At 54.0% G+C, this 26,049-nt stretch carries 20 protein-coding genes; 11 read left to right on the plus strand and 9 right to left on the minus strand.

What is annotated here, in order from left to right; all coding sequences use genetic code 11:
* The first annotated feature begins 13 nt into the window (after positions 1-13).
* Complete coding sequence (gene nagZ, locus MKY59_RS01700) at positions 14-1,696, plus strand: beta-N-acetylhexosaminidase (protein WP_339275678.1); 1,683 nt, start codon at positions 14-16, stop codon at positions 1,694-1,696.
* A gap of 109 nt (positions 1,697-1,805) precedes the next feature.
* On the opposite strand, the gene MKY59_RS01705 is transcribed toward nagZ, so the two are convergent.
* From MKY59_RS01705 to MKY59_RS01730, 6 genes are all read right to left on the minus strand, one after another.
* The gene (locus MKY59_RS01705) at positions 1,806-2,648 is read right to left on the minus strand and encodes a formylglycine-generating enzyme family protein (RefSeq protein ID WP_339278302.1); all 843 of its coding nucleotides are present in this window, start codon (positions 2,646-2,648) and stop codon (positions 1,806-1,808) included.
* A gap of 168 nt (positions 2,649-2,816) precedes the next feature.
* A complete protein-coding gene (locus tag MKY59_RS01710; RefSeq protein WP_339275679.1) occupies positions 2,817-4,289 on the minus strand; it encodes a sulfatase-like hydrolase/transferase in 1,473 nt (490 codons plus the stop codon).
* Complete coding sequence (locus tag MKY59_RS01715; RefSeq protein WP_339275681.1) at positions 4,286-5,836, minus strand: sulfatase; 1,551 nt, start codon at positions 5,834-5,836, stop codon at positions 4,286-4,288. The genes MKY59_RS01710 and MKY59_RS01715 overlap by 4 nt, the downstream gene beginning before the upstream one ends.
* A 7-nt stretch (positions 5,837-5,843) precedes the next feature.
* Positions 5,844-6,710: a carbohydrate ABC transporter permease gene (locus MKY59_RS01720; RefSeq protein WP_339275683.1), complete on the minus strand. Its 867-nt coding sequence runs from the start codon at positions 6,708-6,710 to the stop codon at positions 5,844-5,846.
* 9 nt (positions 6,711-6,719) lie between these two features.
* Positions 6,720-7,592, minus strand: coding sequence for a sugar ABC transporter permease (locus tag MKY59_RS01725; protein ID WP_339275684.1), 873 nt, complete (start codon positions 7,590-7,592; stop codon positions 6,720-6,722).
* Between the two features lie 69 nt (positions 7,593-7,661).
* Positions 7,662-8,966 carry an extracellular solute-binding protein gene (locus tag MKY59_RS01730; RefSeq protein WP_339275686.1) on the minus strand — a complete coding sequence of 435 codons (1,305 nt, stop codon included), beginning with the start codon at positions 8,964-8,966 and terminating at the stop codon, positions 7,662-7,664.
* A 219-nt stretch (positions 8,967-9,185) separates the two neighbouring features.
* On the opposite strand from MKY59_RS01730, the gene MKY59_RS01735 reads away from it, so the two are divergent.
* Complete coding sequence (locus tag MKY59_RS01735; protein ID WP_339275688.1) at positions 9,186-10,148, plus strand: AraC family transcriptional regulator; 963 nt, start codon at positions 9,186-9,188, stop codon at positions 10,146-10,148.
* Positions 10,149-10,217: 69 nt separating this feature from the next.
* Here the strand turns inward: MKY59_RS01735 and MKY59_RS01740 are convergent, their stop codons facing one another.
* Positions 10,218-11,651 carry a serine hydrolase gene (locus MKY59_RS01740; protein WP_339275690.1) on the minus strand — a complete coding sequence of 478 codons (1,434 nt, stop codon included), beginning with the start codon at positions 11,649-11,651 and terminating at the stop codon, positions 10,218-10,220.
* A gap of 262 nt (positions 11,652-11,913) precedes the next feature.
* On the opposite strand from MKY59_RS01740, the gene MKY59_RS01745 reads away from it, so the two are divergent.
* Positions 11,914-13,887, plus strand: coding sequence for a methyl-accepting chemotaxis protein (locus MKY59_RS01745; RefSeq protein WP_339275692.1), 1,974 nt, complete (start codon positions 11,914-11,916; stop codon positions 13,885-13,887).
* A gap of 218 nt (positions 13,888-14,105) precedes the next feature.
* Positions 14,106-15,281, plus strand: coding sequence for a DUF2087 domain-containing protein (locus MKY59_RS01750; protein ID WP_339275693.1), 1,176 nt, complete (start codon positions 14,106-14,108; stop codon positions 15,279-15,281).
* Between the two features lie 85 nt (positions 15,282-15,366).
* Here the strand turns inward: MKY59_RS01750 and MKY59_RS01755 are convergent, their stop codons facing one another.
* Complete coding sequence (locus tag MKY59_RS01755) at positions 15,367-17,367, minus strand: methyl-accepting chemotaxis protein (RefSeq protein WP_339275694.1); 2,001 nt, start codon at positions 17,365-17,367, stop codon at positions 15,367-15,369.
* 351 nt (positions 17,368-17,718) lie between these two features.
* Between MKY59_RS01755 and MKY59_RS01760 the strand changes: the two genes are divergently transcribed.
* The 5 genes from MKY59_RS01760 to MKY59_RS01780 all read left to right on the plus strand — a co-directional run bounded on the left by MKY59_RS01760 (position 17,719) and on the right by MKY59_RS01780 (position 21,120).
* The gene (locus MKY59_RS01760) at positions 17,719-18,444 is read left to right on the plus strand and encodes an AzlC family ABC transporter permease (RefSeq protein ID WP_236421470.1); all 726 of its coding nucleotides are present in this window, start codon (positions 17,719-17,721) and stop codon (positions 18,442-18,444) included.
* The gene (locus MKY59_RS01765) at positions 18,435-18,764 is read left to right on the plus strand and encodes an AzlD domain-containing protein (protein WP_339275695.1); all 330 of its coding nucleotides are present in this window, start codon (positions 18,435-18,437) and stop codon (positions 18,762-18,764) included. The genes MKY59_RS01760 and MKY59_RS01765 overlap by 10 nt, the downstream gene beginning before the upstream one ends.
* A gap of 206 nt (positions 18,765-18,970) precedes the next feature.
* Positions 18,971-19,777 carry an NAD(P)-dependent oxidoreductase gene (locus MKY59_RS01770; RefSeq protein ID WP_339275696.1) on the plus strand — a complete coding sequence of 269 codons (807 nt, stop codon included), beginning with the start codon at positions 18,971-18,973 and terminating at the stop codon, positions 19,775-19,777.
* Positions 19,778-19,961: 184 nt separating this feature from the next.
* Entirely contained in the window at positions 19,962-20,618 is a 657-nt protein-coding gene (locus tag MKY59_RS01775) for an SGNH/GDSL hydrolase family protein (protein WP_339275698.1), read from the plus strand.
* 160 nt (positions 20,619-20,778) lie between these two features.
* Entirely contained in the window at positions 20,779-21,120 is a 342-nt protein-coding gene (locus tag MKY59_RS01780; protein WP_339275700.1) for a general stress protein, read from the plus strand.
* Positions 21,121-21,258: 138 nt separating this feature from the next.
* Here the strand turns inward: MKY59_RS01780 and MKY59_RS01785 are convergent, their stop codons facing one another.
* Entirely contained in the window at positions 21,259-21,513 is a 255-nt protein-coding gene (locus MKY59_RS01785; protein WP_236421437.1) for a hypothetical protein, read from the minus strand.
* A gap of 510 nt (positions 21,514-22,023) precedes the next feature.
* Here MKY59_RS01785 and MKY59_RS01790 point away from each other — a divergent pair.
* Both MKY59_RS01790 and MKY59_RS01795 read left to right on the plus strand, forming a co-directional pair.
* On the plus strand, positions 22,024-23,976 hold the full coding sequence (locus MKY59_RS01790) for a heparinase II/III family protein (RefSeq protein ID WP_339275701.1): 1,953 nt from the start codon (positions 22,024-22,026) through the stop codon (positions 23,974-23,976).
* 62 nt (positions 23,977-24,038) lie between these two features.
* Positions 24,039-25,970 (plus strand): glycosyl hydrolase, encoded by a 1,932-nt coding sequence (locus tag MKY59_RS01795; protein ID WP_339275702.1) that lies wholly within the window; start codon positions 24,039-24,041, stop codon positions 25,968-25,970.
* The last annotated feature ends 79 nt before the right edge of the window (positions 25,971-26,049 follow it).

Below are 26,049 nucleotides of genomic sequence, written 5' to 3' on the forward strand. Positions count from 1 at the left end.
AGGGGACGAAGAGATGATGGAGCAGAATCAAAGCGGTCGAAGCCTGCTGAAGCAGATGACGTTGCGCGAGAAAATCGGGCAGATGCTGCTGTGCGGTTTTCACGGCACGGAAGCTTCCGGAGATATTGAGCGCCTGCTGACGGAGGTCCCGATCGGCGGCGTGATCTATTTCGCGCGCAATGTGGAGTCGCCGGAGCAGGTAGAGCTACTGTCGAAAGGATTGCAGCACATTGCCAGGGGCAGAGGGAATTTGCCGCTCTGGATATCCATCGACCAGGAGGGCGGTATGGTAGCGCGAATTACCGAGGGCATTGCGCTGATGCCGGGACAGATGGCGATTGCGGCAGCAGGCTCGCCGGAGGATGCGTACGAAGCTGCGCGCATCAGCGGCATGGAACTGAAATCCATGGGCATTAACATGAACTTCGCCCCGGTACTGGACATCAACAACAATCCGGCTAATCCCGTGATCGGCGTACGTTCCTTCGGGGAAGAACCCGAGGCTGTAGCCGAATTCGGTGTACATACGATAAGAGGGCTGCAGGATGCGGGCCTTGCTGCAACGGCGAAACATTTTCCCGGTCATGGGGACACGGACATAGACTCCCACCTGGATCTTCCCGTCATCGCGCATGGGCGCGAACGGGTAGAACGCGTGGAGCTTGTTCCGTTTCGTGCCGCCATAGCGGCCGGCGTGGACGCGATGATGTCGGCGCATATTTATTTTCCGGCGCTGGAGCCGCAGCGGCTGCCAGTCACGTTATCTCCTGCCGTGCTGAGCGGACTGCTGCGCAAAGAGTTGGGATATGAGGGACTGATCGTTACGGATTGTATGGAGATGGATGCCATTGCCGTTCATTATGGGACGGTGGAGGCTGCGGTCATGGCCGTTGAAGCCGGAGCGGACCTCGTGTTGATCAGCCACACGGCAAAATTGCAGAGGGAGTCCTTCGGTGCGCTGGTACAGGCGGTAGAGAGCGGGAGAATTAGCGAAAAGCGCATCGACGAATCGGTCTTGCGGCTGCTCACATACAAAGCGAAGCGTGGACTGCTGCGGATGGATGCCGACGAGCCGGCAGCAGTGGCTGGCCGCGAAAAGGATAATGCCATGTCACTAGCTGCAGCTGCGCCTGAACAAGCAGAGCGCGTAGAGCGGGGCGATCGCTCGCATCTGGATGTGGCAAGGCGGATCAGCGAGAACAGCATTACGCTGGTTCGCGATGAAGAAGGAATGCTGCCGCTCAAGCTTGAGCGAACGCTGGTCATTACGGTGGCGACGGAGGTAACGACAATTGCTGACGAGCAGCTCGTCCAGGCACCGACGCTTGGTTCGGCACTTGCCGACTGTGGCCTTGAAGTAGTGGATCTGACGGTATCACCGGAAGACGTGGCGTCCGATTCAGCGCGTCTGCTTCAAGCCGCCGAAGATGAGGGTGTCAAGCAGATTGTGGTGGGCACTTACAATGCCGTCAATCCCTCAGGCGACCCGCAGCGCAGATTAATCGGCCGGCTAAACAGACTGGGCAAGCCGGTAGCAGTGGTGGCGCTGCGCAGCCCTTACGATCTGCTGGCCATTCCCGATGCATCGGTATATGTGGCCGCGTACGAGAGCAGGCCGCTGGCTATGCAGAGCATTGCACGCGCGCTGACGGGGCAGATTCCTTTTGCAGGGAAACTTCCGGTGTCTTTGAAATAGCACGTCGCTCTAATCGAACCATTACTGCTCTGCGGGAATCGAAAGAAAAGCTCGTTGCCATAGGCACCGGGCTTTTCATCGCACATACAGATCCAGGTTCCGCGTTGGTTTAGCGAACAACCACTCGAAAACCGCAGTTCCCGGACGAGCTGTCTGGCGTATTCCCGGTTCGCGCAGCTACACGATACCGATTGCAATATGAATGGTGGCACAAATAAGAGCCGCCGCGCATCGAAACCTTGTCCGACATTCCTGCAAACAACGGATTGCACGTTTCGGTGATTTCATGATACCTAGGCGTGAAACGGTCGAGGCACCATTCCCATACGTTCCCGGCCATATTGTACAGACCGTATCCGTTGGGACGGTAGGCATCAACGGGTGCGGTTCCCGCGTAACCGTCTTCTGCAGTATTTTCAGTCGGGAATCGCCCTTGCCAAATGTTGCATTGATGCTCTCCGTCAAGCAGCAATTCGTTGCCCCATACATACGTTTTGCCTTCCAATCCTCCTCTCGCTGCATATTCCCACTGCGCCTCGGTCGGCAGGATGGTGCCGGACCACGAGCAGTATGCCAAAGCATCGTTCCAACTGACGTGTACGACCGGGTGGTTCTCCCTCCCCTCAATAGAAGAATCCCTCCCTTCGGGGCGGTGCCAGCACGCGCCTTCCACGACGAGCCACCATGGCACGCCGTAAGGCACGCGCTGCACTTCGTTTCGAACCTTCTCCGACGCGAGCAATTCGAAAACGTAAGACCAGCCGAATTGCTCCGCTTCGGTCATGTAACCCGTCTCCTTGACGAATTCCTTGAAATCCCGATTAGTCACTGCATAGGGTGACATAAGGAAGCTATCCACTTCCACAATTCTGGAGGGCCCTTCGCCGTCCGAGGCGAAACCGTTCAGATCATTGGTTCCCATGACAAAGGTGCCGCCTTCGATGCGGACCATACGTTCCAGCAGTTCGGGCCGCACAGTTTCGACGCTGGTCCCCAGATCTGCATGATGATTGGGGAGCTGCACGGTCGCTGCAATGGCGGAATTCCGTTTTACGGAGCAGCAGCATCCGTTTTTCGATGGTTTCATCCGTGTTCATGCTCCTTTCGTTCAATATAACTATCATTCCCGTCGTGCGCGCCGGTGCGGGACCACGTCGCAAGTGGATTGGTAAAAATCAAGCATGCGCTCCTTCAAACGTTGCAATTCTTGCGCAAGGGAAGGATCGCTGATCCGGTTGCGGGTCTCTCCCGGGTCGAGAACGAGATCGTATAACTCGTCTTGCTCATCAAGTCTGCGCACATACTTGAACCGATCCGTGCGGATCATCGTGGCTTTGGTATGCTCCGGTCCCTCGCTGCGCTGCGTTTCGCCCCTTGGCCAATACAGGCTGCGGGGGTCTTCGTTAAACGGCGTGGATTCGTTGCAGTGCGATTCGCCATGCAGTCGGCCGCCCTCACTGAAAACGGCGTCACGGTGCTCCGTCAGCTGCCCGCTGATTACGCCGCAAAGGGAACGGCCAAAATGGGTGTACCCCTCGTCAATGCCTGCATAATCGTATACCGTAGCGCACAGATCGACCAGCTCAATCATGGCGTCGGAGATGCCTGGCCGTACCGGAACGCCTGCAGGAGGTTTGACGATAAAGGGGACGCGGGTCAGGCAATCCTCAAACGTGTTTTGCGTTTTTTCCACCAGCCCGTAGTCCCCTGTGAAATCGCCGTGGTCCGAGAAAAAGAAAATGGCCGTATCCTCGTACATTCCCGTGTCCTTCAGAGCCTGAACAAGTAGCCCAAACTGCTCGTCTACTCTGGCGCACATGGCGTAATACGTTGCTCGCAGCTCGTCCCAGCGCTGCTCGGTCCAACCGTGCAGCTGCATCCTCTCCCGCAGTCCGGTTAACATGGACGGTTTGCCTTCCCAGACCGGCTCGGCGACGCGGGGCGGCAGCAAGGAACGGTCAATCGAACCGTACCATGGCTCTTCTACGGCATAAGGGGGGTGCGGGTACAGGATCGGCAAATAAATGCATACAGGCTGATCCGACCGGGCTTCCCGAATCAGATTAATCGCTCCGTGGATATGAGCCCAATCCGAGTCGGGATAATAGTCTTCCCCGTCCCCTTTGTCGATGTTGCCGACGTAAAACGAATAGAACGTATCCTCTTCCGGTTTGCCGCGCCTCCAATCCGGTCCGAACATGCGTCTCGTTGTGTCGGGCGGAACATACTTGACGTCGCAATATTCGCCATAGCCCGATTCGGGATCGACCAGATCGTTTTTCCCACCCCACCATACGTAATAACCAGCCTCTTTCAGCTTTTGCAGCAGCATGGGTTCATCCGGCTTGAGCATATGGTACATGGTCCGATGGCCCCTGACGTGCGGATACCACCCCGTCATAAAGGAGCAGCGGCTTGGCGTGCAGACCGGGTTCTGACAAAAAGTGTGACTGAACGATACGGCATCTTCGGCTACGAAACGGTCCAAATGCGGCGTTCGTGCTGCCGGATTTCCGAGATGGCCGAGCACATCGCCCCGCCATTGGTCCGGATTGAACAGGATGATATGCGGACGCTTCGGTTTCGCGGTCATGGACGATGCTCCTTTTCGCCTTCGGAAGCCAATTCCCCGGAATACGGCACTTTTGCTTCCCGGCGTGCGTTCGGTTCGAGTCCCAATCGTTCATATTGCTCGATCGGCGCATCGTTCTCTTGCATAAGACGGATGAGCAAAGCAACCATTTTGGCCTCAAGTTGTGCATCCTCGATTGGATGCTCCTGTCGCGGGTCCGTTTCCAGGTCGAACAACAGCGAGCCGAACTGATGCAGCGTTCCCCGGCCTGCGCTCCTTATTTTCAAGACCTGTGCTCCTTTGGTAAACGGAAGTGGTCCGGCAAGCTCCATGTCCTGCAGCTCGGAAGGGGAGAAGCGGCTTCGCATATGCGTGGGCATCAGGGTGTAGTCGAACAGCGGCTGGTTGTCCTCGCTTGCGGCTGCTCTCATATATACGTAACGCCCGTCTGTAACGCATACGTGGCCGCCATGCAATCCGAACAGCGCTGCTTCGCGCACAGGTTGATCGCTGGTTATGGTAGCGCGAAGGGATTGACCATGCATATCGGATGTAGGCTGCACGCCGAAATAATCGAGCAGCGTTACAGGCAGGTCGATGGTTTGAACAAGGCTGTTTCGCCGTTCCCCCTGAACGTTGCTGCGCGGGTCCCAGATAAACAGCGGCGTGTGGGCGACCTCGTTATAGAAGGGCTGCACGCATTTGGCCCAATGTCCGTGCTCGCCAAGCAAGAAGCCATGATCCGTATTCACGATAAGCAATGTATCTTTCCACAGATCCAGCTCGTCCATGACATCCAGCACTTTCCCAAGATGGTCATCACACATGGTGAGCAGGGCCGCATAACGATGCCGCATGCGCTCTACCTCGTCATCCGTTTCCTTCACGGGTCCGTAAGCCGGCCAATCGTTTCCACGATCCCCGATCAGCTTCGGATACAAGTTGCGGAACGATTCCGGACTGTAGAACGGTTCGTGCGGATCGAACGTCTCCAGCTGCAGGAACCAGCGTTCTTGACCAGCGTTGCGGCGGATGAAGTCGATACCCAGCTCAAAGGTCTGTGCCTGCGGAAATTGCTCCTCGGAAACGATGTGTTTGCGATTGATCCGGTCGTGATGAACAATTTTCTGGTACGTTAACGGGATGCCCGATCCCGCTCTTCCTTGGGTAGCCTCCTCGCTTACCTCACCTTTCCAAGGGTCTCCTTCCTGGCCGCGAACGAATTCAAAGCTCTCATATCTGGGGTGATATGTTCCTCCCCCGTCTTCCCAATAATGTTGGTGATCCGTGACCAAATGAGTGTACACTCCTGCTTGCCCAAGCAGCTCGATGGCGGAATCGTCGAACGGTTCCAGCGGGCCCCAGCTTCGGTGCAGGAAATTATGCCGAGCTGTGTGCAGTTCCCGGCGGGCCGGCATGCAGGGCATGCTGCCGATATAACTGTTCAGGAAAACGGCGCTGCGCCGGGCAAGCCTGTCGAAATGAGGCGTTTGTACCCAATCGGGCGCGCCGTAGGGGGAGAGCATATGCCGATTTAACGTGTCGAACATGACCATGATTGCTTTCATGCAAAAATCATCCTTTCACACCCGAGGATACCACGCTGCGGATGAATTGTTTTTGGAATAGGAAAAAGGCAATGACGATGGGCAAAGACACCATCAGTGTAGCGGCCATCAACAGGTTGTATTGCACCTGATATTCGCCCCGGAAAACTTGAAGGCCCAGTTGGATTGTTCGCATGGACGGGCTGCTGGTGTAGATGAGCGGGTGAAAGAAGTCGTTCCACACCGCAACGAATTTGAAAATGCCAAGTGTACCGAGCAGCGGCCCGCTCAGCGGGATATAGATGTAGAAAAACAATCTCAGAATACCGGCTCCGTCAATATATGCCGCTTCGTCCAGCGCCTTCGGCACCTGCTGGAAAAATTGCCGTGCCATAAAGATGCCGAACGCTCCGGATAACTCGGGAATGATCAAGGCATAGTAGCTGTCCAGCCAGCCGGTCCCGCCGCTTCCAAGCCAGTCGTTCCCGCCGAAGAATGGAACAGACTTCAGCAGCAGGAATTGGGGGATGACCGTGACTTGGGCCGGAATCATGAGGCCGAGCAGCAGCAGCAGGAACATGAACTGGCTTCCTCGGAAGCGGAGCCTGGCGAAAGCAAATCCGGCAAGGGTATTTAACAAAAGGCTGCCCCCTACAGCTGCAGCAGTAACGATAGCACTATTGCGGAAAAAGAGACCCCATTCCGCCATGCCCAACGCCCGGACGTAATTATCGAATTGCAAGCCGGAAGGCAAGATGGTCGTTCTGCCCAATCCAAACTCGTCATCCCCCTTCAAGGAGGTGAAGACAAGCACCAGGAGCGGCAGAATAGACAGCGCGGTGACGAAAGCGAGTGCGGCATAGGCTGAAATTCGTTCGAATGTTGTCGGTTTCATGTCATTCTCCTAATCTGAGGCAGAATTTCGTCCGCCCATCCAGTATTGCAGCAGCGTGACAGCCAGCGTGACCAGCAGCAAAAAGACGGCCATCGCCGAAGCGTATCCCATTCGGTATTCTTGGAAGCTGGCATTGACGATCTGGCTGACGATCGTTGTGCTCGAATTGGCAGGACCGCCGCCGGTCAGAATGTATACCAGATCGAAAACCTGAAACGACCGAATGGTTGCAATGATAAACAGGAACAACAGCATGGGCTTCAGGAGGGGAATCGTGATGTGAAAAAACTGACGTAATCCGGAAGCGCCATCGAGCGCGGCGGCTTCATACAGGCTGACCGATATGCCTTGAATGCCGCCGAGCAGCACGATCATGCAAAATCCGATGCCTGTCCATATGCCAATCACGATGATGGAAGCAAGGGACGTGTCCGGGCTATTCAGCCAGTTGCGTCCGGCAACGCCCATGAAAGAAAGCCAGCGGTTCACCGGCCCGCTGGACGGATCCAGCAGCCATAGCCATGTCATGGCAACGGCAACGGAAGACAATGTGCCGGGCAAGTAGATCAAAGCCCGGAAGAGGGGCAGCAGCTTTAGTTGCATGGACATGAGCACAGCCAGAACAAGGCCGATGGCCATCGAGGGCAATACGGTGCCGAGCCAGTACCATGCGGTGTTGCCCACCGATTTGGCGAACAGCGGATCTTGGAGCAGGCGTGCATAATTGTCGAGCCCTTTCCATACGGGAGGCTGCAGCATGGAGTAATCAGTGAAGCTCAGGTAGACGATCCAGGCGATTGGAATCAGCCCAAACCATACGAATAGCAGCATGCTCGGAAAAACGAACAGATACGGGAAAACGCGATTCAAGCCTTTATTCATCGTTACACGTCCTTTGGGCCATGGAGATGCCCCTAATCCAGCCATGATACCGAATTAGGGTGCTCATGTTTACTTGATGGACTTGATTTCGTCCCGCGCAAGCTCGGCGTTGGCAGTCAAAGCATCTTCCGCCGATTTGGAGCCATTATAGGCTTCTTCGAGGGCCGTTCTCAGATATTTGATGTTTACTGACCAGTATTTGGAGGCGATATACCCTTGTGCATCGTTCATCGCTTCATAGATCACTTGATTTTGCGGAAAGTTCGTCAGATATTCGTCTTGAATGGATTGCAAAGGCGGAAGTGCTCCGGTCTTGGAAGTATAAGCCATTTGATTGTCCGGGCTGAACCAGAACTTGATGAAAGTCCAAGCTTCCTCCGGATGTTTGGAAGCCTTGGCTGCTGTCAGGAACGTGCCCAGCATCAGCGATGTGCGTTCTCCGTTCGGTCCTGCTGGCGGAAGCGCCCAATCCACCTGCTCCTTTCCGATGGATTGAATCAAGGATGCGGTATTGGAAGGAGAGACGAATGCCATCGCGGCCTGACCTTGAGCGAAAGGTGTCCCTCCGGTCTGCTGCTGATTGCTTGCCGTGAATACACCCGCTTTGTATAGCTCGACCAGTTTCTCAACCAGAGCGATGGAGGTTTCCGAATCAAAGGTCGGATTGCCTTCCTTGTCGTAAAAATTCTCTCCGTATAGGAGCAGGAGGGATAGATAGGATTGCTCTCCGTTGCTCGTCTGAATATCCAAGCCGGAGCGTACCGTCTGGCCGTTTTGCACGACTTTCAACCGATCGGCGTACTGGAACAGCTCATCGAGGGTTTGCGGCGGAGATTCCGGATCCAGGCCGGCTTCGGCCAAATAATCTTTACGCCATGCCAGTGGGCGCAGATCCGGTATCAACAGCCCGTATTGTCCATTCTCCCACTGGCCTGCTTTGAGGATATCGGGGTAGAAGTCGGTTGTCCCTTCCCACTGGTCTTTGTCGATGTATGGCTGCAGGTTCAGATATTTGCCCTGATCTACCGTGGAAATGAGCTGACCGAAGCCGAGACCATGCACATCCGGTTGCGTTCCACCGGAGTACGCGACGGCAAGTTTCTGGAAATATTGGTCCCAAGGGACAGAGGTTAGATTTACCTTAATATTTGGGTTCTGCTCCTCGAACGTTTCGATAGACTCCTTTACAGCGTTTACAGTCACCTGATCCGTCCCCGGAAACCAGAAGCTCAGTGCAATTTGTCCAGCGTTCTCTACCTTATCGGTGCTGGAAGCGTTAGGTTGGCCACTGCTCGTCAGACCGCATCCGGCAAGCAGCAGACTTAAGGCGGTCATTGTCAGGATGGCGCGAATGAGTGAATTTGCTTTCAACATGTTTCCCCCCAGATATGTTCGTCATCGTCGTTTACAGTCTGCGTGCTTCTCCGTACGTACGGTCAAAACACATATCAAGTATTCCGACTGAAATACTTGATTTTTGAATATTTAATGCCTATGATTATAGCATTCAGAGGTACAAGCGTATGTACTCAAAAAACGTAAATCGTTACCCATTATGCAGATTTGCACAATTAAGAATAGGGAGGGAGGATGTTGCAGAGAACCGTCCCTGCTGTCGATTCCATCTCAAAGGACCGGATTGACCGCTGGCATTCCCAGACCCGCCAGAGTCTTGAATTCGAGACTCGAAACTTGCTGGAACAGCTTTCCATCCAGATCCGATGGCTCAAGGAGTGGGATGTGCGGGAAGGCCATTCCGGCCGGTTTGTTTTCCCGTATACCGCCATTTGGCTGGTTACCGGAGGAAAAGCAACCATCCTGTACGATCAAACCCCTTACATCATCGGAAAAGGGGACATTGTATGCATTCCTCCTCAAACTTGCCAGTCGTGGCAGAGCATTGATGATTCGGAACCTTTTCATTATTATGCGTTTGCTTTGGAGGCCAAGATCGGGCTTCTGGATTTCATTCGCCTGTATCGTTTTCCAAGGGTAGCGTCTGCGGTTGATCCGTCCGCCTTCGGCAAACTGCTGCAATCATGGCACAACGTCGCCGATCAATGCATGTCGTACACCGAAACGATAAAGGAAGGGCGGGTGAACGGATTGCAGCAAGCGAGGTTGGACACGAACCAGGCCATCCAGTATTTGAAGATGCAAACGCTGGGCTTGTCGTGGCTGCTCCAACTGTTCGAGACGCTGCGTTCCTTCTTGCCTGAACGACCTGTAATGTACGACCACCGGATTTTCCAAATATGCAATTACGTCGCGGCGCATTTGTCCGATCCGATGACGCTGGATGATCTGGCGGAGCGTGCCGCTCTCGGCAAGGAGCAATTCAGGTCCCTGTTCCAGCAGACGCTCGGGACGTCGCCCATGAAATATGTGCAATTGATGCGCATGCAGCGAGCCAAGGAGCTGCTTTCGTTGACCGTCTATCCGATCAAGGATATCTCGGCGCAAGTCGGGTTCGAGAGCCAACACCATTTCTCGCGTGCCTTTCGCAAACATGCCGGCATATCGCCGCTGGAGTATCGCAGGCATCATACGGAGTAGCATGAACGCAAAAGACGATCCCCGGGAGGATCGTCTTTTTGCGTTCATGCTGATTATTGGGAATCGGTATTATTGCAATTGCATAGCTTGGGCCGTTCGGGATTCCACCTCGTCCATCAAGGCAGTCATGTCCATGCCTGCATGGTTGCCCAGCAGAATGATAGTCACATCATCGGACAAGTTGCGCGAGAGGGCTGTGGAGAAACCGCCGCCGCTACCGTTATGAAAGACCGTTCTTTTGTCGCCGTTCTCCTTGAGGATCCAGGCGTAACCGTAGTTTTTGTCCGAGTACGGTTCGTACATCGTTTCGATCGTATCCTGGCTCAGGATCTTGTCTGTATACAGTGCGCGGTCCCATTTCAGCAGGTCGTCTACGGTGGAATAGATCGTGCCCGAACCCGACTGGGATACGTAATAAGGGGCCTCGACCCATTCTCCGCCGGACTGCACGAACCCGCTGATCGTATTCACTTTAGGGGACGCTTCGCCGGAGTTTTTCATGTCCAGCGGTTTCAAAATCGTTTGCTGCACGTAATGGGCATAGCTCATGCCGGATACTTGTTCAATAACATAGGCGAGCAGTACGTATCCGCTGTTGCTGTACAAATAGGCAGAGCCCGGTTCGAATTTCAGCGTTTTATGGCGAATTTCTTCCACAGTCTCTTCAAGGGTGGTGCCTTCGCCACGGCCGAAAGCGGATGGCAGGCCTGACGTTTGGGATAACAGCATATGGAGGGTGATTTTGTCTCCCTCCGGTATGCCGGAAATATATTTGGAGATCGGGTCCTGCACATCCAGCTTTCCTTTTTCCGCCAAACTGAGAATGGAGGCTGCCGTAAACGATTTGCTCAGGGAAGCGATGCGCGTTTTCCGGTCAGGACGATTCAGCGTGTGCGCATCGGCAAGACCATATCCCTGCCGAAGCAATACTTCGCCTTTATGAGCAATGAGCGCGATGCCGGGAAACTGGATTTCGCGCAAGTAGTCGTCCACGCCGGCGACTTCGCTGTGAAGCAGGCTGACTTGGTCCGATCTGATGCTGACTCGCATTTGTCCCCCATCCGTACGCCCTACGTGAATATCTGCCTTGAGCGCATTCGCCATCATGCGTACAGGCAGCATCAACGTTCCGTTCAGGTTGCGGGAGTGAGTGGCAGCCTTCATCTGTAAGCCATTGACCTCGATCACATCGGTCCCTGCCTTGTGGACCAGCGTGTCCCGGCCTGAGGTGATGGTGGCCGACTGGGTCCGTTGATCCCATTTCAAAGAACCTTGTAACGATTGAACGACATCGCGCAATGGAACAAACGTCGTGCCTTGAATGATAAGCGGTTTGTTTTTCCAAAGCTGCTGAATGCCATCGACCTCAATGTAAACATCCTTTGTGCTTTGCGCGGCCGCTGCTGGCGAAGTCTGACCGATCCATGCCGGGGAAGCGACCAGAACAAAGGCGAGCAGGATGCGCAATACGGGCGAAAATACAGAAATAACGCCGTCCTGCACCTGAAGCTTGCGTAAAATTCGAATCCTCCCCTTCCAAACGTTTCATGTTTGTCCAACTTTAAGGATTATTGTAAACGATCTTGGAAAGGGGGTCAAAAAAGCGGTCGCAATCTGCAAAGTGGGGCGGGCAACTCATCTATTGGATAGCTTGCTGAAAGGGCATGCCGATATTTCATGAAACCATTTTGCTGCATCCATAATGTTTTCATGGAAACTGTCCGATAAATGAAAGGTGAAGCTAAACGATGGAGGCTATTTTATAATGAAGAAAAAGATACAAGGCTGGCTGAGGCCAACCGTAAAAAAACGGCTAGTCGCCGTATTGCTCCTATTTCTGATCGTGCCCAGTGTAACGGTGGGGTGGTTATCCTATCTGAAAGCGGCGGAAAGGGTTCATGAGGAACTTGTATCCACGGCACATGCCAAAGCGGAAATGTTGAACTTTCAAATTACCCAAATGCTGGACATGGAGAAACAAAACGCGGCGCAGCTTGCTGCCGGGGTATCTTCGAAAGACGTTATCGATAAATCGCCTGCCCTTCAACGAAAGATGGACCAGATGTCCGCTGCCCATGAGGAGCTTGGCGTATTGACAATTGGGGCAGAAGACGGCAGCTGGATGAAATCCCCGGACCCGGGAAGTCAGGTTTATGATCCGCGCGAACGCAGCTGGTACAAAATGGCGATGGCGAGCGATGAACCGATCATTTCGGATACGTTTCAATCTGTAACGACGGGCGAGTGGGTAGTAACCGCAGCAGTCAAGCTGCCTGACGGAAAAGGCGCGTTCGGGGCCAACGTCAGTCTCAATCATTTGAAAGCCTCGGTCGAAGAGGTGCACATCGGTAAAGCGGGCAAGCTGTACATGCTGGATAATGGCGGAAAATTCCTGTTCCATTATGATATTGAATCAGGAAGTCAGTCCGACCAGAGCTACATCAATGAAATGTACACCCAGGAACGCGGAACCGTGAGTTATACGTATAACGGGCAGGACATGATCGCCGTGTACGATACCAATCCGGTAACAGGGTGGAAAATCGTTGGCGAGCTGGTCGCTTCCGAAGCGCAAGAGGCCGTAAGGCCGATTATGATTCGGACGTATACACTGGTCGGAGGTGCCCTGATCATTGGTCTTATTGTGCTTGTGTTTGTGATTCGCAGCATCCATAGACCTTTGGCACAACTGACGCAGGCGGCATCCAAAGTAAGCTCCGGCGACTTAACCGTGCAGGTAGGGTTGAAGCGCAAGGACGAGTTTGGCAAGCTCGGAGACAGCTTTGACGCGATGACCTCATCGCTGCGCGGCGTACTGGGCGAAGTGCATGATACGTCAAGCCAGTTGGCGGCGTCATCCGAACAGTTGATGGCGAGTTCCGAGCAAACCTCCAGGGCTACCGAGCAGGTTGCCGAACTGATGCAGGATGCCGCGACGGGAACGGGAAAACAAAATGACAGTCTCGCGGCTACGGGACAGCTTGTGGAGGAAATGTCCCATAGCGTCAAAGAGATTTCGGCAAGCGCGGAGGATGCGGCACGGATCGCCGGGGAAGCTTCAGCGAAATCGGAAGCAGGCATGGTTACGGTGGAAGAGGCTGTGGCGCATATCCGGCAGGTGAATGGCGAAAGCGAAGCCGTATCGGCGGTGATTGAGGATCTGCGTTCCAAAAACGATGAGATCGTCGCGATCGTTGCCGATATTACGGCGATTGCGAAGCAGACGAACATTCTGGCGCTTAATGCGTCGATCGAAGCCGCGCGGGCCGGCGAGCATGGCCGGGGATTTGCGGTTGTTGCCGAAGAAGTGAAGTCCTTGGCCCAACATTCCGGCCATTCCGCCGGACGCATCAGCGAACTGATGCGTGAGATGCATGAAAAGACGGATGCAGTGCATTCGGCTTTTGCCCGGACAGGAGAAGGCATGCTTAAGGGTTCAGCTTTGATCACGGAAGCGGGCGAAGCTTTCCACACTATCCGAAGCGCCGTGCAGCAAGTTGCCGCGCAGGTCCAGGAGGTATCCACGGCGTCCCGAGCCATTGATGGGGGGATGGGTCATGTGACCAAAGCCGTCAACGATACGATTCAGCTGTCAGACCAGATCGCTGCCGGTACGGAGGATGGATCTGCCGCCGCCCAGCAGCAATTGGCCACGATGGAAGAGGTGGCAGCCTCTTCGGCTGCGTTGTCCAAGATGGCGGAAGATTTGCAAGAGATGATTGAACGATTCAAGCTGTAGCAAACATGGCGCAAGTCGTCGCAAAAACATGACAGAACCGCAGGGAGCAGAAATCCCTGCGGTTTTTTCGATTTGAGCTTTGGGGAAACCAAAATCCGAGTGATGCGTCTTGCGTGAGTTGGAATTGGGATACAGCTTGTTTTTGGAGTTTTGTTTGACAATTAATAAACAAAACAATAAAATGTCTATAAATAGACAAACGATTAGGCGGTTATTTTATGGAAAATATAGAATCTTTGCTGCAGGCCGCTTCGCTGGAAGAGATTAAGCGGGGATATCGACAGCAGGGAGAAGTTTTTGTATGCGTGTGCTGCGGCTACCAAACCGAGTCGGGAATTGTTTACCCGGAAGACGGGGTGCTCTATGAATCGGAACGATATATGCGTGTGCACATCGAGAAAGTCCATGGGTCGGTATTTGAGTATTTGCTGGAACTGGACAAAAGCGTCAACGGACTTTCCGACGTGCAGCGCGGCCTGCTTGGTCAGTTTTATGAGGGAAAAAAGGATGCCGAGGTGCAAGCGGCCCTCGGGATCGGCAGTGCATCGACCATACGCAATCACCGGTTTACGCTGAGGGAAAAGGAACGGCAGGCCAAAATTTTTTTGGCTCTTATGGAACTGCTTCGAAGCAAGGATACCCAAAAGCCTGCTGAGCTGGCGCAGCCCGTTACACGCAAGATGAGCATGATTGACGCGTCTTTGTTCGACATTTCCGAGCAGGATCGGGAAAAGGTGCTTCTCAAATATTTTCCGGAAGGCACGGACGGTCCGCTGGCCAGCTTTCACATGCAGCAGAAACATAAATACATTGTGCTTTGCGAAATCGCGAGGCGTTTTGAATCCGGAAGGACGTATACCGAGAAACAGGTGAATGAACTGTTGGGACGGGTGTACCCCGATTACGCGGAGATCAGGAGATATCTGGTCGACTACGCGCTGTTGGATCGCAAGCAGGATGGCAGCGAGTATTGGCTGCGTGACTTGGGGGAGAGTTCACAAAATAACGTCAAAGCGGCGAAAGGTGCAGCGAAAGGAGAGAAAAAAGGAATGAATCGACGCAAAGAACTGCAGGAGCAGGCCAAAGAAGTCAAAATCGAAGCAGGTATATATTGTATCCGCAATGAACGTAACGGGAAGGTGTTCGTAGACAGCACGCCGAATCTGAAAACGATAAACGGACAGAAATTCATGCTCCAGATGGGTACACACCTCAATCGCCAGCTTCAGGCCGAATGGAAGGAGTACGGCGAGCAGGCATTTACGATCGAAGTACTCGAGGTGTTAAAAAAAGAAGATAACCCGTATTTCGATGCCAAGGATGCTCTTGCCAAATTGCTGAAACGTTGGATGGAACAGCTCGAGCCTTACGGCGACAAGGGATACCATAGTTGACTGGGGCATGCAAAAGGGTAAAACGTACAAAAGGTCTTAACCGGCAATCGCGGTTAGGACCTTTTGTATTTCGTGGCAATTCGGCTTACAGCTTGAACTGCTCAACCAGCTTTTGCAGCTTATGCGCCAGATGGGCCAGCGAATCGGCCGAAGAGGAGATTTCCTGCATGGAAGCGACCTGCTCCTCCGTTGCTGCCGAAATGTTTTCGGTGCCATCGGCATTTTGTTCAGAAATTCCATGAATGTGGTCGATCGAATTCACGACTTCAGCCGTGCTCGCAGACATTTGCTCGGAAGCGGCTGCGATGTTTTCGAGCTGTGTATTTACGCTGTTGATTGCTTGATGGATCTGAGAGAACGCTTCATCCGCAAAGCGGACGGATTGCATGCCGCTGCTTACCTCGCGTTTGCCGTTCTGGGCTTCTTCGTTCGCTTGCACGATTTCCTTCTGAATGGCTGCGACAAGTTCGACGATATGTTGGCCGGATTGACTGGATTGCTCGGCCAATTTGCGGACTTCGCTGGCGACGACCGCGAATCCCCGGCCGTGTTCTCCTGCCCGCGCAGCTTCGATGGATGCGTTCAGGGCGAGCAAATTGGTCTGCGCCGCGATGCCGGTGATTGCAGACACCATCTCGCCAATGGCCGCCGAATGCCGGCCGAGCCGTTCCGAGGTTTGGGCCATGTTGTCCACCAACAGGCTTACCGCACCCATCTCGGCAACGGCACTCTGCATGGTTGCATTGCCCTGTTGGGCAAGTTCGCTGGCATGCATGACCGCTTCAGACACTTGCTGCGTGCTACCGGTGACCTGGCCTACGCCTTGCGCAAGCTCGTTCATTTGCTGTGCCGTATGCTTGAGGCTGCTCGCCTGTTTCTCGATGCCGGCGGCGGATTGCTCCGTAATCAGGGCGACTTGTTCCGTGGCTCTCGTCGTTTCCGAGGAATTGACGGCCAGCTGGGCGGAAGAAGCTGTTAGTTCTTCGGCCGTATGCCGTACATCCTGAATGACTCCGCGGAGGGATTCGCTCATTTTGTTAAAGCTGGCGCTAAGCATACCGAGTTCATCGTTGCCTTGAACAGGCACCTCGATGGCCAAGTTGCCTTCGCTGATTTCGTTCGTGGCCTGGACCAGACGGTTCAACGGCCGGGTGACCGATCGCACGATCCAAAAAATGATGCCGACGCTTACAACGATCGCAATCGCAATAACAACCAGGGTGGTGTACAAAATCGGACGTACCGATGCCGTGACTTCACTGTCATCGATAACACCGACAACGGTCCAGCCTGTCGTAGCGTTTGTTTCAAAGAAGGCATGCTCCGCATTTCCGTTCAGGGAGTAGGAGATGTTTCCGTTCTTTTGCTCGTAAATATCTTTATACGGTGACATCGTGCCTTCGGTACCGGGTTTCTCGGTAGGATGCACGATGATCTTATTTTGATCGTCAATGATGTAGAAATAACCCTTTTCTCCAAGTTTCGTACCGTTCACGGTTTTGGCAAGGCCTTCTAACGATAGACTGACCGAAACAACGCCATGACCGTCTTCCGTCGTTTGGGCTATTGCGGCAACGACATTATTCGTGATACTTGAGATGTATGGAGTGATTACTGTGGGGTTGTCCTTGTTGGCTATGGCGGCTTGATACCACGGGCGTTCCCGGGGGTCGTATCCAGCCTTGTTGACCGCGGTAACCGGAGAATTGACATAAACGCCCTTGTCCGTGCCGATTGAGGCAAGTTCCGCATCGTTGTGGCTTTCTTTGTATGCATCCAGAAGCGTTCGGATCGTGTCCGTCTCATCGCCCTGCTTAGGGCCGACGTTGCCCGGGTCCAGCTGACTTGCCAGCAGATCGACGTTTTTCTGAGTTGCGCCGATAATCTGGTCAATAGTCTGGTTGAGTACCTTGACGCTGCTCATCGCACTATCGAACATCTTTTGTTCCACTTTGGCCTCCGCCGTTTGGAAGGAGATGATGCCCAGGCTGACTGTTGGGATCAACAGTACCAGCGTAAACGATAAAATCAGTTTTTCTCTCATTTTCAGTGCTCTGGCCGTCCTGTGCTTCGTTCCTTGTTTCATCCGATTTCCCCCTCGGTGGCATGGCATTTCCGCATGCCCCTAAATGTGATCATCATCTCCATATGTAAGGCCAAGTCATTTCTACATCTGGAAAAACATGCATTTTCAGATGGTTCTGGTGCTATAGTATGACATATTTCGAGTTTATTCAACATAATTTTAAATGGCTTTGCATGAAAGTTGCTATGGATTAGTTCTTATGGATCATATCTGTTCTGTATACGGCTAATCTGTCTCTCGGGAAACCGCCAACTTGTGGTATATTTCTGGAATTAAGCAGACTACATCATAATTTGATTCGATGAAGACATCGGAAAGGAGTTGCATTACTTGAATAAAACGGTACCGGGAATGGACGCTAATGGAACGTACCGTGCTGAAACTTTGGACGAGGCCTCCTTCATGCAAGGCGTGAAGGATTGCGTTCCAACCCTTCTCGGATATTTGAGCATCGGCTTCGCCGCAGGAGTCATTGAAATGACGGCCGGGCTTAGCCTGGCGGAAACGGCGTTAATTAGCCTTATTCTGTATGCCGGTTCCGCGCAGTTCATCGCGGCGGGCATGCTGGCCTCCAACGGGTCGGCGGCAGCGATCATATTTACGATCTTTTTCGTCAATCTGCGCCACCTGCTGCTCAGCGCGGCAATCTCGCCGTATTTCCGCCACCTGACGCCGCTCAAAAACATGTGGATCGGCTCGCTGCTCACGGACGAGTCGTTCGGCGTGGCGATGACGCGGGCCATCGGACGCACGTCGCTGAGCCAGCGGTGGATGCATGGTCTGAACATTACAGCCTATCTGAATTGGTTTGCCGCCAATATGGCAGGCGCCTATTTCGGAAGATGGATTGCTAATCCCGAAAGATTGGGGCTTGATTTTGCGCTGCCTGCCATGTTTATCGGCCTGATCGTGCTTCAACTCGCCCAGCGGAAAAACAGAAGATTGCATATCAGCGTGGCGGTGATTGCCGTAGTCTGCGTCGTTGGGGCAAGCATGGCATCGCTGGGCAGCATGAGCATTATTGTGGCGGCGGTCATCGCTGCAACGATGGGGGTGCTAATGGAACGATGGAAATAAGATGGGACGTATTCTGGATCATTATGGGGGCGGCGCTGCTGACCTTCCTGCCGCGTGTGCTGCCGCTCATGCTCTTCAGCCGCATACCGATTCCGGGTTGGCTTCTACGCTGGTTGGAGTATGTGCCCGTAGCGGTCATGGCGGCACTCATCGGTCAGGAATTGTTTATGTCGGGTAACCAGCTTGTCCCCATTACGCAAAATGCTGCGTTATGGGCAGCGCTCCCTACGTTTGCCGTGGCCATCTGGACGCGCAGCCTGCTCGGAACGGTGCTTGTCGGCATTGTTGCCATGATGGTCTTGCGCTACTGGTTAGGGTGAATGCAGCATTGAGCAGGTTGCAGGCGCTTCGCAACCAATGAAAAGCGGCTCGGGGCAGCGTGCGAAAATGTGGCAGACGGACAGATGCCGATCATTCATCTAAGCCTGCGGGTAATTCCCTCTTTTCTTCGGTTAATAATGAAACATATGGCGTACCTGATCATTGGGTTTAACGTCTGACTTCACCAGGGAAGGGAGCGAGAGAGATGGAGTTACCAAGGCGAAAATTGTTGATCACCGGCGCAGCCGGCGTTATTGGACGCGCATTGCTGGATGGGTTGCAGGCATTGGACAGGTATGAAATCGTGGCGGCTGATCTGCGTCCGGATCATGATGCAGGCATCGTTGCGCTGGACGTGACGGATGCCTCGCGTTTGCGGGAATTGACCGAAGGTGTACACACGGTGCTGCACATTGCGTGGGCGAAGGACGAGGAGGACTTTTTGGGCAAGGTGCTGCCGATTAACGTGACCGGAGCCTACCATTTATATGAAGCAGCCCGGCTGAACGGGGTAAAACGCGTTATATTTGCCAGCTCCAATCATGCGACGGGCTTCTACAAAACAGGCGAGGCGATCGAGGCAGATGACCCGTACCGTCCGGACAGCTTCTATGGGCTCAGCAAATGTTACATTGAGCTGCTCGGCAGGTATTATGCCGACAAATACGGTCTGTCCTGCTTCAATATCCGTATAGGCAACTTTTCCGGAGACAATCACCCGCATTCCGAGCGAGCTTCGCATATTTGGATTTCGCCCAGAGACATGGTGCAGCTGGCTTCATGCTGCATCGAAGCGGACGAGTCCATGAGATTCTTCAATCTGTACGGAACCTCGGCCAATGCCGACAACTATTACGATATCAGCGATTTGGCGGACAGCATCGGATATCGCCCCGAGGATGACGCTGCGGTGCTATGGGAAGAGGCAAAACGCAGGGGAGAACCGGATAAGCAGGACGAGACGCCGTATCAGGGCGGGGGATATGTGGCCAAGGATCCACCGAAACGGTAATGGCCCCTTTGTCAAAGGAGAGTAACAGGAATTCGTTTGAACGTCGGAACTTTCGGAGAACCATGATATCGGCCTCGGCAAATGAATATGAAAACGCTATTTTCTATTGGACGGGAAAGGTCTACAATGGAAACAGGGCGTTATCGAAGTTCATTTTACATAGCGAGGAAGGAAAGAACATATCATGGTGAAAAGTCCGTCCGTTATTTTGTTTCAGGGAGATTCGATTACCGATGGAGGCCGCTCGCGCAATGACGATCCGAACCATTTTCTGGGCCACGGTTATGCGTACCTCATCTCCAGCAAGCTGGGCATGGAGTTGGCAGGCAAGCAGCCGATTTTCTATAACAGGGGCATTAGCGGGGATCGCGCTTCCGATCTGTACGCACGTTGGAACGAGGATACGATCAGCCTGAAGCCGGAGCTCCTCAGCATTTTGATCGGCGTGAACGATCTTTGGCGCACGATGAAAGGGGAAGCGAGCGGCATTACGGATCGTTTCGAACGCGCTTATCGCCATCTGCTCGAAGAGACGCGTGAAGTGCTGCCGGATACCGGTCTGGTTTTGATGGAGCCGTTCATCCTGAACACGGGCGCGCCAGCGGAACAATGGGACGTCTGGGAGAGGAAAATGGCCGCTTACCAGCGAATCGTTGCCGGGCTGGCGGAGGAATTCGGGGCCGTGTTCGTGCCGCTGCAGCAGGTGTTCGACGTTGCTCTGAAGCAGGCGGACGCCGCATACTGGCTCTGGGATGGCGTTCATCCGACGGCAGCAGGACACGAGCTGATGGCACGGCAGTGGCTGAAGATCGTGCAGGAAAGTCCGTTGAAAATCCAATAGCAAGGCAGGCGAGCAGAGAGGCATATGACATGCCCTCTGCTTTTTAATTGTTTTCAACTATTAAAACCATTTTTAGAAATAAAATGTTTAAATAACAATAGGAGGGGTAAATAAAAATCGTAGCACATTATATTCAATACCCGATAAGGAGTGAATTCAAATGGCACAAAACAATCAAAACGGAAAAATGAGCCGTGAAGAAGCAGGACGTAAGGGTGGAGAAGCAACCTCAAGAAACCATGACCGCGAGTTTTATCAAGAAATCGGCAGCAAAGGCGGAGAGGCAACGTCCAATTCGCATGATCGCGAGTTTTACCAAGAGATCGGCAGTAAAGGCGGAGAAGCGACTTCCAACAACCATGGCAGAGAGTTTTACCAGGAGATCGGCCGTGAGGGCGGTCGTGCGAGCGGAAACAACCAGGACAATGACGATGGCAAAATGAGTCGCGAGGAAGCCGGGCGCAAAGGCGGACAGGCCCGAGCCCGTAATCGAAACGATTAAAGACCTGGTCAGGACATGAACCGCCCTGACTAAAAAATAAACAAGGCCGGACTTCAACCCGAACGAACGGGGTGAAATCCGGCCTTGTTCATTTGGCGGTATTTCAAATGGCATCCATGAAAGCGACGGAAGCCATACTCAGGCAATATGCTGCTCCACAGCTTGGCGATGGCTGAACAAGGACTCGTCAACGATGGTGCGCAGAAATATCGGATCGATATCCGGGAGCAATGCTTCCGCATATCTCCACGCGTTTTCTTCGATGTGCAGCATCACTCTGAACCGATCCGCAGGAGCAGACGACGTGTCGAGAAGTCCTGACAGATACTCCAGCTCGTTGTCCTCGGCATGCCCCAGTTCATGAGCCAGGATGACGCGTATATAGGATCTCAAAGGTTCGAGCGAACCGAAAAGCAGCTTGCATTGCTCTATGATTTCTTCTTCGTAAAGAAAAACCGTATGGCTGGCAGCATGGTATTTGCCGCCGACTAGACGTCCATCCGGAAAACATGGTTCGATGCGGACACGAACCCGGCTTCCGGAACGCTGTACAAGATCGTCTGCCGCTTGGCGGAAAAATTCATGATACAGTGTTGTTCACCTATCCTTATAAAATGAATAAAAAGGCACGATCTGATGCTGATCGACAATGACATGTACGAGGTAGCGGGTCAAAAGGTTGCACCTTTTTTCCTATTCCAGCCATAAAATTTCCAGTGTCATTGTCTCCCTGTGTCGTTGGGGAAACATCGGACGAATTCGATCCGTCTGTGTAGGAGTTGCAGGAAATATGATTATTTTACGCAGTTTTATCAATAAATATCTGGTTTCGGAAATCCCCTTCATTTTTGCGACGTGATGGGCTAGAATGAAATCGGTTACATAAAACGGGGAGGGATGGCGATGACTGTTCATCCAGGCTTCGCTTGGCCGACGGATCAGATGAAACAAGCGCTTCGCACCGCAAGACCGGCTGCGTTGAAGAGCGTGCAGAGTTGGAGGGAACGGGTGGCTGATACGCTCCATAGCGCGGCTTTTGCTGATTTTCGCGCAGACCTGCTGGCGTACGAACAAAAGGCTCGCGAAGAGGCGATGCCTGAGCTAAGCTTTTCCCTTTATCGCGAATTCAGGGATACGGGTGAGCGCAAGGCATACGAGCAAGCGTATTTCGAACGGCGGGGGAGAGTTGTCGCGACCGGTCTGCTGGCTGCATTTTCACCGGAGCCGGAAAGGCTGGCTTTGCTGGAAGATCTGATCTGGAACGTGTGCCAGGAGCTGACCTGGTGTTTGCCGGCCCATGTCGGTGCCGGTGAGGAGGCGCGGTCGGGGATACAGATCGACCTGTTCGCCGCTGAAACGGCCCAAATGCTGGCGGAAATGGTCGTCATGCTGGGCGATGAGCTGGATGAACGCGTCGGCAGGCTTGTACGCGGGGAGATTGATCGGCGCATATTCGCTCCGTTGTATCGGGACAATGCCCCATTCGGTTGGGAGAGAGCGGACCATAACTGGTCGGCGGTATGCAGCGGGGGATGCGGTATTGCGGCATTGCTGCTTGTGGAAGACGAGGAGCTGCTTGCAGCGGCAGTCCGGAAAACGCTTGGTTCCATGGAGGCTTTTCTGAGCGGCTACGGCATGGATGGCGGATGTGCGGAAGGCATCGGCTATTGGGGGTACGGTTTCGGATTTTATACGTATTATGCCGACATGCTTCATTTGTTCAGCGGGGGAGAACTTGATCTGCTGTCCGGTCCGAAAATCGAAGCCATTGCAGCTTATCCTCGCCATATTCATTTATCGGAGGGTATCTTCGTCAACTATTCGGATAGCCGGGAACGGGAGGTGCTCCCGTCAGGCTTGTTGTCCTATTGGGCTTCCCATACCGGCAAGCCGGCAAGTCTCCCTTTTGAGCTGCCGCTGCTGACGGGCGATCCTTGCCGCCGCTGGGCACATGCCATGCGCAACGTGCTGTGGAGCGATCCGGTTTGGTTTGCGGCAGAAGGCCAACCTGCGAACCAGGCGACAACGGTCCATTTGGAAAACTTGTCATGGACGATTTCCCGAGGGACGGTGCAGGCAGAGAATGGCGCAAGTTGGACAGCTGCTTTTTCGGTCAAGGGCGGGCACAATGATGAGCCTCATAACCATAATGATCTGGGGCACTTTCTTCTGCATGCAGGCGGAGAAACGATTCTCTGCGATCCGGGTTCGGGAGAGTACACCAAAGCTTATTTTTCGCCGGGACGCGAATCGATCATGCAGATCGGCTCTCAGGGGCACAGCGTTCCGGTCATCGAAGGCACCTATCAGGTGTCGGGACGGAATGCAGCCGCGCATACGCTGGCGGCGGATGTAACTTCGCCGGGAAGGGCGGAGATCGCCTTCGACCTAACGTCGGCCTACGGGGAAGCGAATAACCTTGCAGCCTGCTTCCGTCATTTGAAGTGGAACGGTCCAAGAGGAAGCGAGGATGCGGAATTGGTTGTGGAAGATCGATTCGTATGGAAGAACGCAATCGATGAGAACACTGGCGGGAAACGTCAGGCGCTTCCTTTCGTGGTTGAACACCTGATTAGCAGATTCGAGCCGGTATCGGAGCGTGGACGGATTCGATGGGCGGGCCGACGCGCTGCCGTGACCTTGCATTACGACGCTGCTTGTTGGGATGCAAAGGTTGAGGTATTGGATGCCGTGGATCATGATCACCGCCCGTTGAGATTGTATCGAACGGCATTGTCTTTGAGCCGGGCGGGGTCGATGCCGGAATCCGGGCAAGGAGCTGGCCCCGGCTCGCCGGTCACCGAATGCAAGATGAGATTTGTCGTATCCCCACGAGGTGAAGGCGGCAAAGGATAGCGATGGGGTTGTGCGAGTTGTGACAGCAAAAGGGAAAATCCGATCTTAAGGAGGTCTGTCTCTTGTTAACGTATACAGCCGGGACTTCTTATCCTTGGAAGCGGGAGCTGGAGGAGTTTCGGGCATTGTCGGCGCAGGCGGATGGGATTGAACCGACCGGATGGAGTCGCAAGCGGAAATTGGCGCTCATTGAACAAATTGTGCGTGCGTACAGGGTTTATCAACAGGAAAATGGGGCGATCGAAGACCCATACTCAGGCAGGGAGCGGTATTACTCAACCCCAGCTTATGCGATGGCGGCGGCCGTGTTGGTTAAGGAAGGCCATGCGGATCTGCTGCCCTCAGCGTCGGCCGCCCTCACGCGAAGCATATCGGCCGTCGTGCAAGGGGAAGCTCCGGATTCCCATCCGGATTTTTTTCCAGTCTTGATGATGCGCGCTTATATGCTGCTCAAACCCTTCTTGCCTGAGCAAGCGGAGGTTTGGGCCGGGATGTTAAGACAGATTGAGCCGGAACGGGACTATGTATTTACGATGAGCAAAATGAACAATCCGAACCGTATGATCAATTGGAATGCCATCATGATTTCGGGCGAGGTTCTGCGTTGGAAGGAAGGACTGGCCGGGGAAGGGACCGAATGGATGGACCGTTATTTAAGCGCGTATCATCTGACGCGGTTCACGGCGCTCGGCCTTTATCAGGACGGCCCGCTCGATCGTCCGAATTGCCCGCTCGCCTATGACATCGCTACGCGTTACCATCTGGGCATCATGATTGATGCCGGATATGAGGGGGAGTGCGCCCCTGCACTTGCCGAATGTCTGCGGCACGGTGCCTTTTCCTCGCTGCTTACGCTCTCGCCGCTCGGAGAGATTCCCCCGCGGGGACGCAGTTCACAGCATCAGTGGAACGAAGCGGCTGCCGCGTCCGTGTTTGCGAGCCAGGCTTCGGCTGCATTGAAGGCCAGGGATCGCGGAATGGCCGGCATTTTTGCCCGCGCCGCCAACTTGTGCTTCGATGCCGTGGCCCGCTGGAGCATGGAAGACGGACGCTTGCATATCGTTCGAAATTTCTACCCTCCGGAGAAACGACACGGATATGAGGTATATACGAATCATACCTGCTATAACTTGTGGACGGTGGCGGCATTAGCCAATGCATACCTATGTGATCCGGGGGACGGGCTGAAGGAGCGGCCGATCCCTTCCGAGGTTGGCGCACGCGTGCTCCAGATGGACGGCTGGTTCGAGACGATTTCCGCTTCGGTGCCGGGTCAGCAGATCATCCTGCATACCGCGCTAAATGATCCCTACACGGTGCCGGGCCTGGTTCGCATTCATCAACAGGGGTTGCCTGGAGGCATCGGTCCCGCAGCGGCTGGACATGGGAATGCGGGATTCACCGAGTTCGGCGAAGGGGAGACGCTGCCGTTAAGTTACTGTCCGGCTTGGCAGACGCCTGACGGACAGTGGCATACGCTGGCAGAGGGAATTTCGTCCGGCGCGGAATACGACAGGGATGCAGGCATCGATCCGGCACTCGGTGGAGGCTCGGTCAAGCTGGAGGTGGAATCGGAAGCATTCCATGGCGAGCAGGCTCGGGAACATTTTTGCCGTAATTCATTCACGCTGGAGTGGCATGGCCCGCTGCAAGGATTGCAAGAACTGCGTATGCATGTCTTGCAGCAGCAGGGACTGCTGCAGATCACCTACGAGTTCGAGGGGCAGATTCAGGCGGCGGGTGCTGTCATTCCGCTCATGTTCGGCGACGGTGAGCAGCAGGCAGAGATCACTTGTTCCGCCAATCGTGTGCGTACCGAATTCCGCGGGGCCTATGCAGAATCGAAATTGGTGGACAGCATCGGGCGAGTGCATGTTCAGGACGGCACGGTGGCCTCGCGGAATGGCCTTCTGCGATTCGCCAGAATGGAAGTGCCGGGGAGCCGCACGTTGACGTTTACGGTGGAACTGGGCGCGTCGACAGGGAAGGCATGATGGGGTGCTTCTCTTTACAGGGGGATGCAGGTGCTTAATGAGCGGCTTGGTGATGTTGTCGAGTGGTGGCACGTAAAGA

The sequence above is a fragment of the Paenibacillus sp. FSL W8-0426 genome (assembly GCF_037969725.1).
GTDB classification, from domain to species: Bacteria; Bacillota; Bacilli; order Paenibacillales; family Paenibacillaceae; genus Paenibacillus; species Paenibacillus hubeiensis.

What these genes read in the sequence shown, in the direction of transcription:
- MKY59_RS01720 (WP_339275683.1), bottom strand. Translation starts at nt 6,710, where the DNA reads ATGAAACCGACAACATTCGAACGAATTTCAGCCTATGCCGCACTCGCT.
- MKY59_RS01710 (WP_339275679.1), bottom strand. Translation starts at nt 4,289, where the DNA reads ATGACCGCGAAACCGAAGCGTCCGCATATCATCCTGTTCAATCCGGAC.
- MKY59_RS01715 (WP_339275681.1), bottom strand. Translation starts at nt 5,836, where the DNA reads ATGAAAGCAATCATGGTCATGTTCGACACGTTAAATCGGCATATGCTC.
- MKY59_RS01745 (WP_339275692.1), top strand. Translation starts at nt 11,914, where the DNA reads ATGAAGAAAAAGATACAAGGCTGGCTGAGGCCAACCGTAAAAAAACGG.
- MKY59_RS01770 (WP_339275696.1), top strand. Translation starts at nt 18,971, where the DNA reads ATGGAGTTACCAAGGCGAAAATTGTTGATCACCGGCGCAGCCGGCGTT.
- MKY59_RS01790 (WP_339275701.1), top strand. Translation starts at nt 22,024, where the DNA reads ATGACTGTTCATCCAGGCTTCGCTTGGCCGACGGATCAGATGAAACAA.
- MKY59_RS01750 (WP_339275693.1), top strand. Translation starts at nt 14,106, where the DNA reads ATGGAAAATATAGAATCTTTGCTGCAGGCCGCTTCGCTGGAAGAGATT.
- MKY59_RS01775 (WP_339275698.1), top strand. Translation starts at nt 19,962, where the DNA reads ATGGTGAAAAGTCCGTCCGTTATTTTGTTTCAGGGAGATTCGATTACC.
- MKY59_RS01780 (WP_339275700.1), top strand. Translation starts at nt 20,779, where the DNA reads ATGGCACAAAACAATCAAAACGGAAAAATGAGCCGTGAAGAAGCAGGA.
- nagZ (WP_339275678.1), top strand. Translation starts at nt 14, where the DNA reads ATGATGGAGCAGAATCAAAGCGGTCGAAGCCTGCTGAAGCAGATGACG.
- MKY59_RS01730 (WP_339275686.1), bottom strand. Translation starts at nt 8,966, where the DNA reads ATGTTGAAAGCAAATTCACTCATTCGCGCCATCCTGACAATGACCGCC.
- MKY59_RS01705 (WP_339278302.1), bottom strand. Translation starts at nt 2,648, where the DNA reads ATGGTCCGCATCGAAGGCGGCACCTTTGTCATGGGAACCAATGATCTG.
- MKY59_RS01725 (WP_339275684.1), bottom strand. Translation starts at nt 7,592, where the DNA reads ATGAATAAAGGCTTGAATCGCGTTTTCCCGTATCTGTTCGTTTTTCCG.
- MKY59_RS01760 (WP_236421470.1), top strand. Translation starts at nt 17,719, where the DNA reads ATGGACGCTAATGGAACGTACCGTGCTGAAACTTTGGACGAGGCCTCC.
- MKY59_RS01765 (WP_339275695.1), top strand. Translation starts at nt 18,435, where the DNA reads ATGGAAATAAGATGGGACGTATTCTGGATCATTATGGGGGCGGCGCTG.
- MKY59_RS01755 (WP_339275694.1), bottom strand. Translation starts at nt 17,367, where the DNA reads ATGAAACAAGGAACGAAGCACAGGACGGCCAGAGCACTGAAAATGAGA.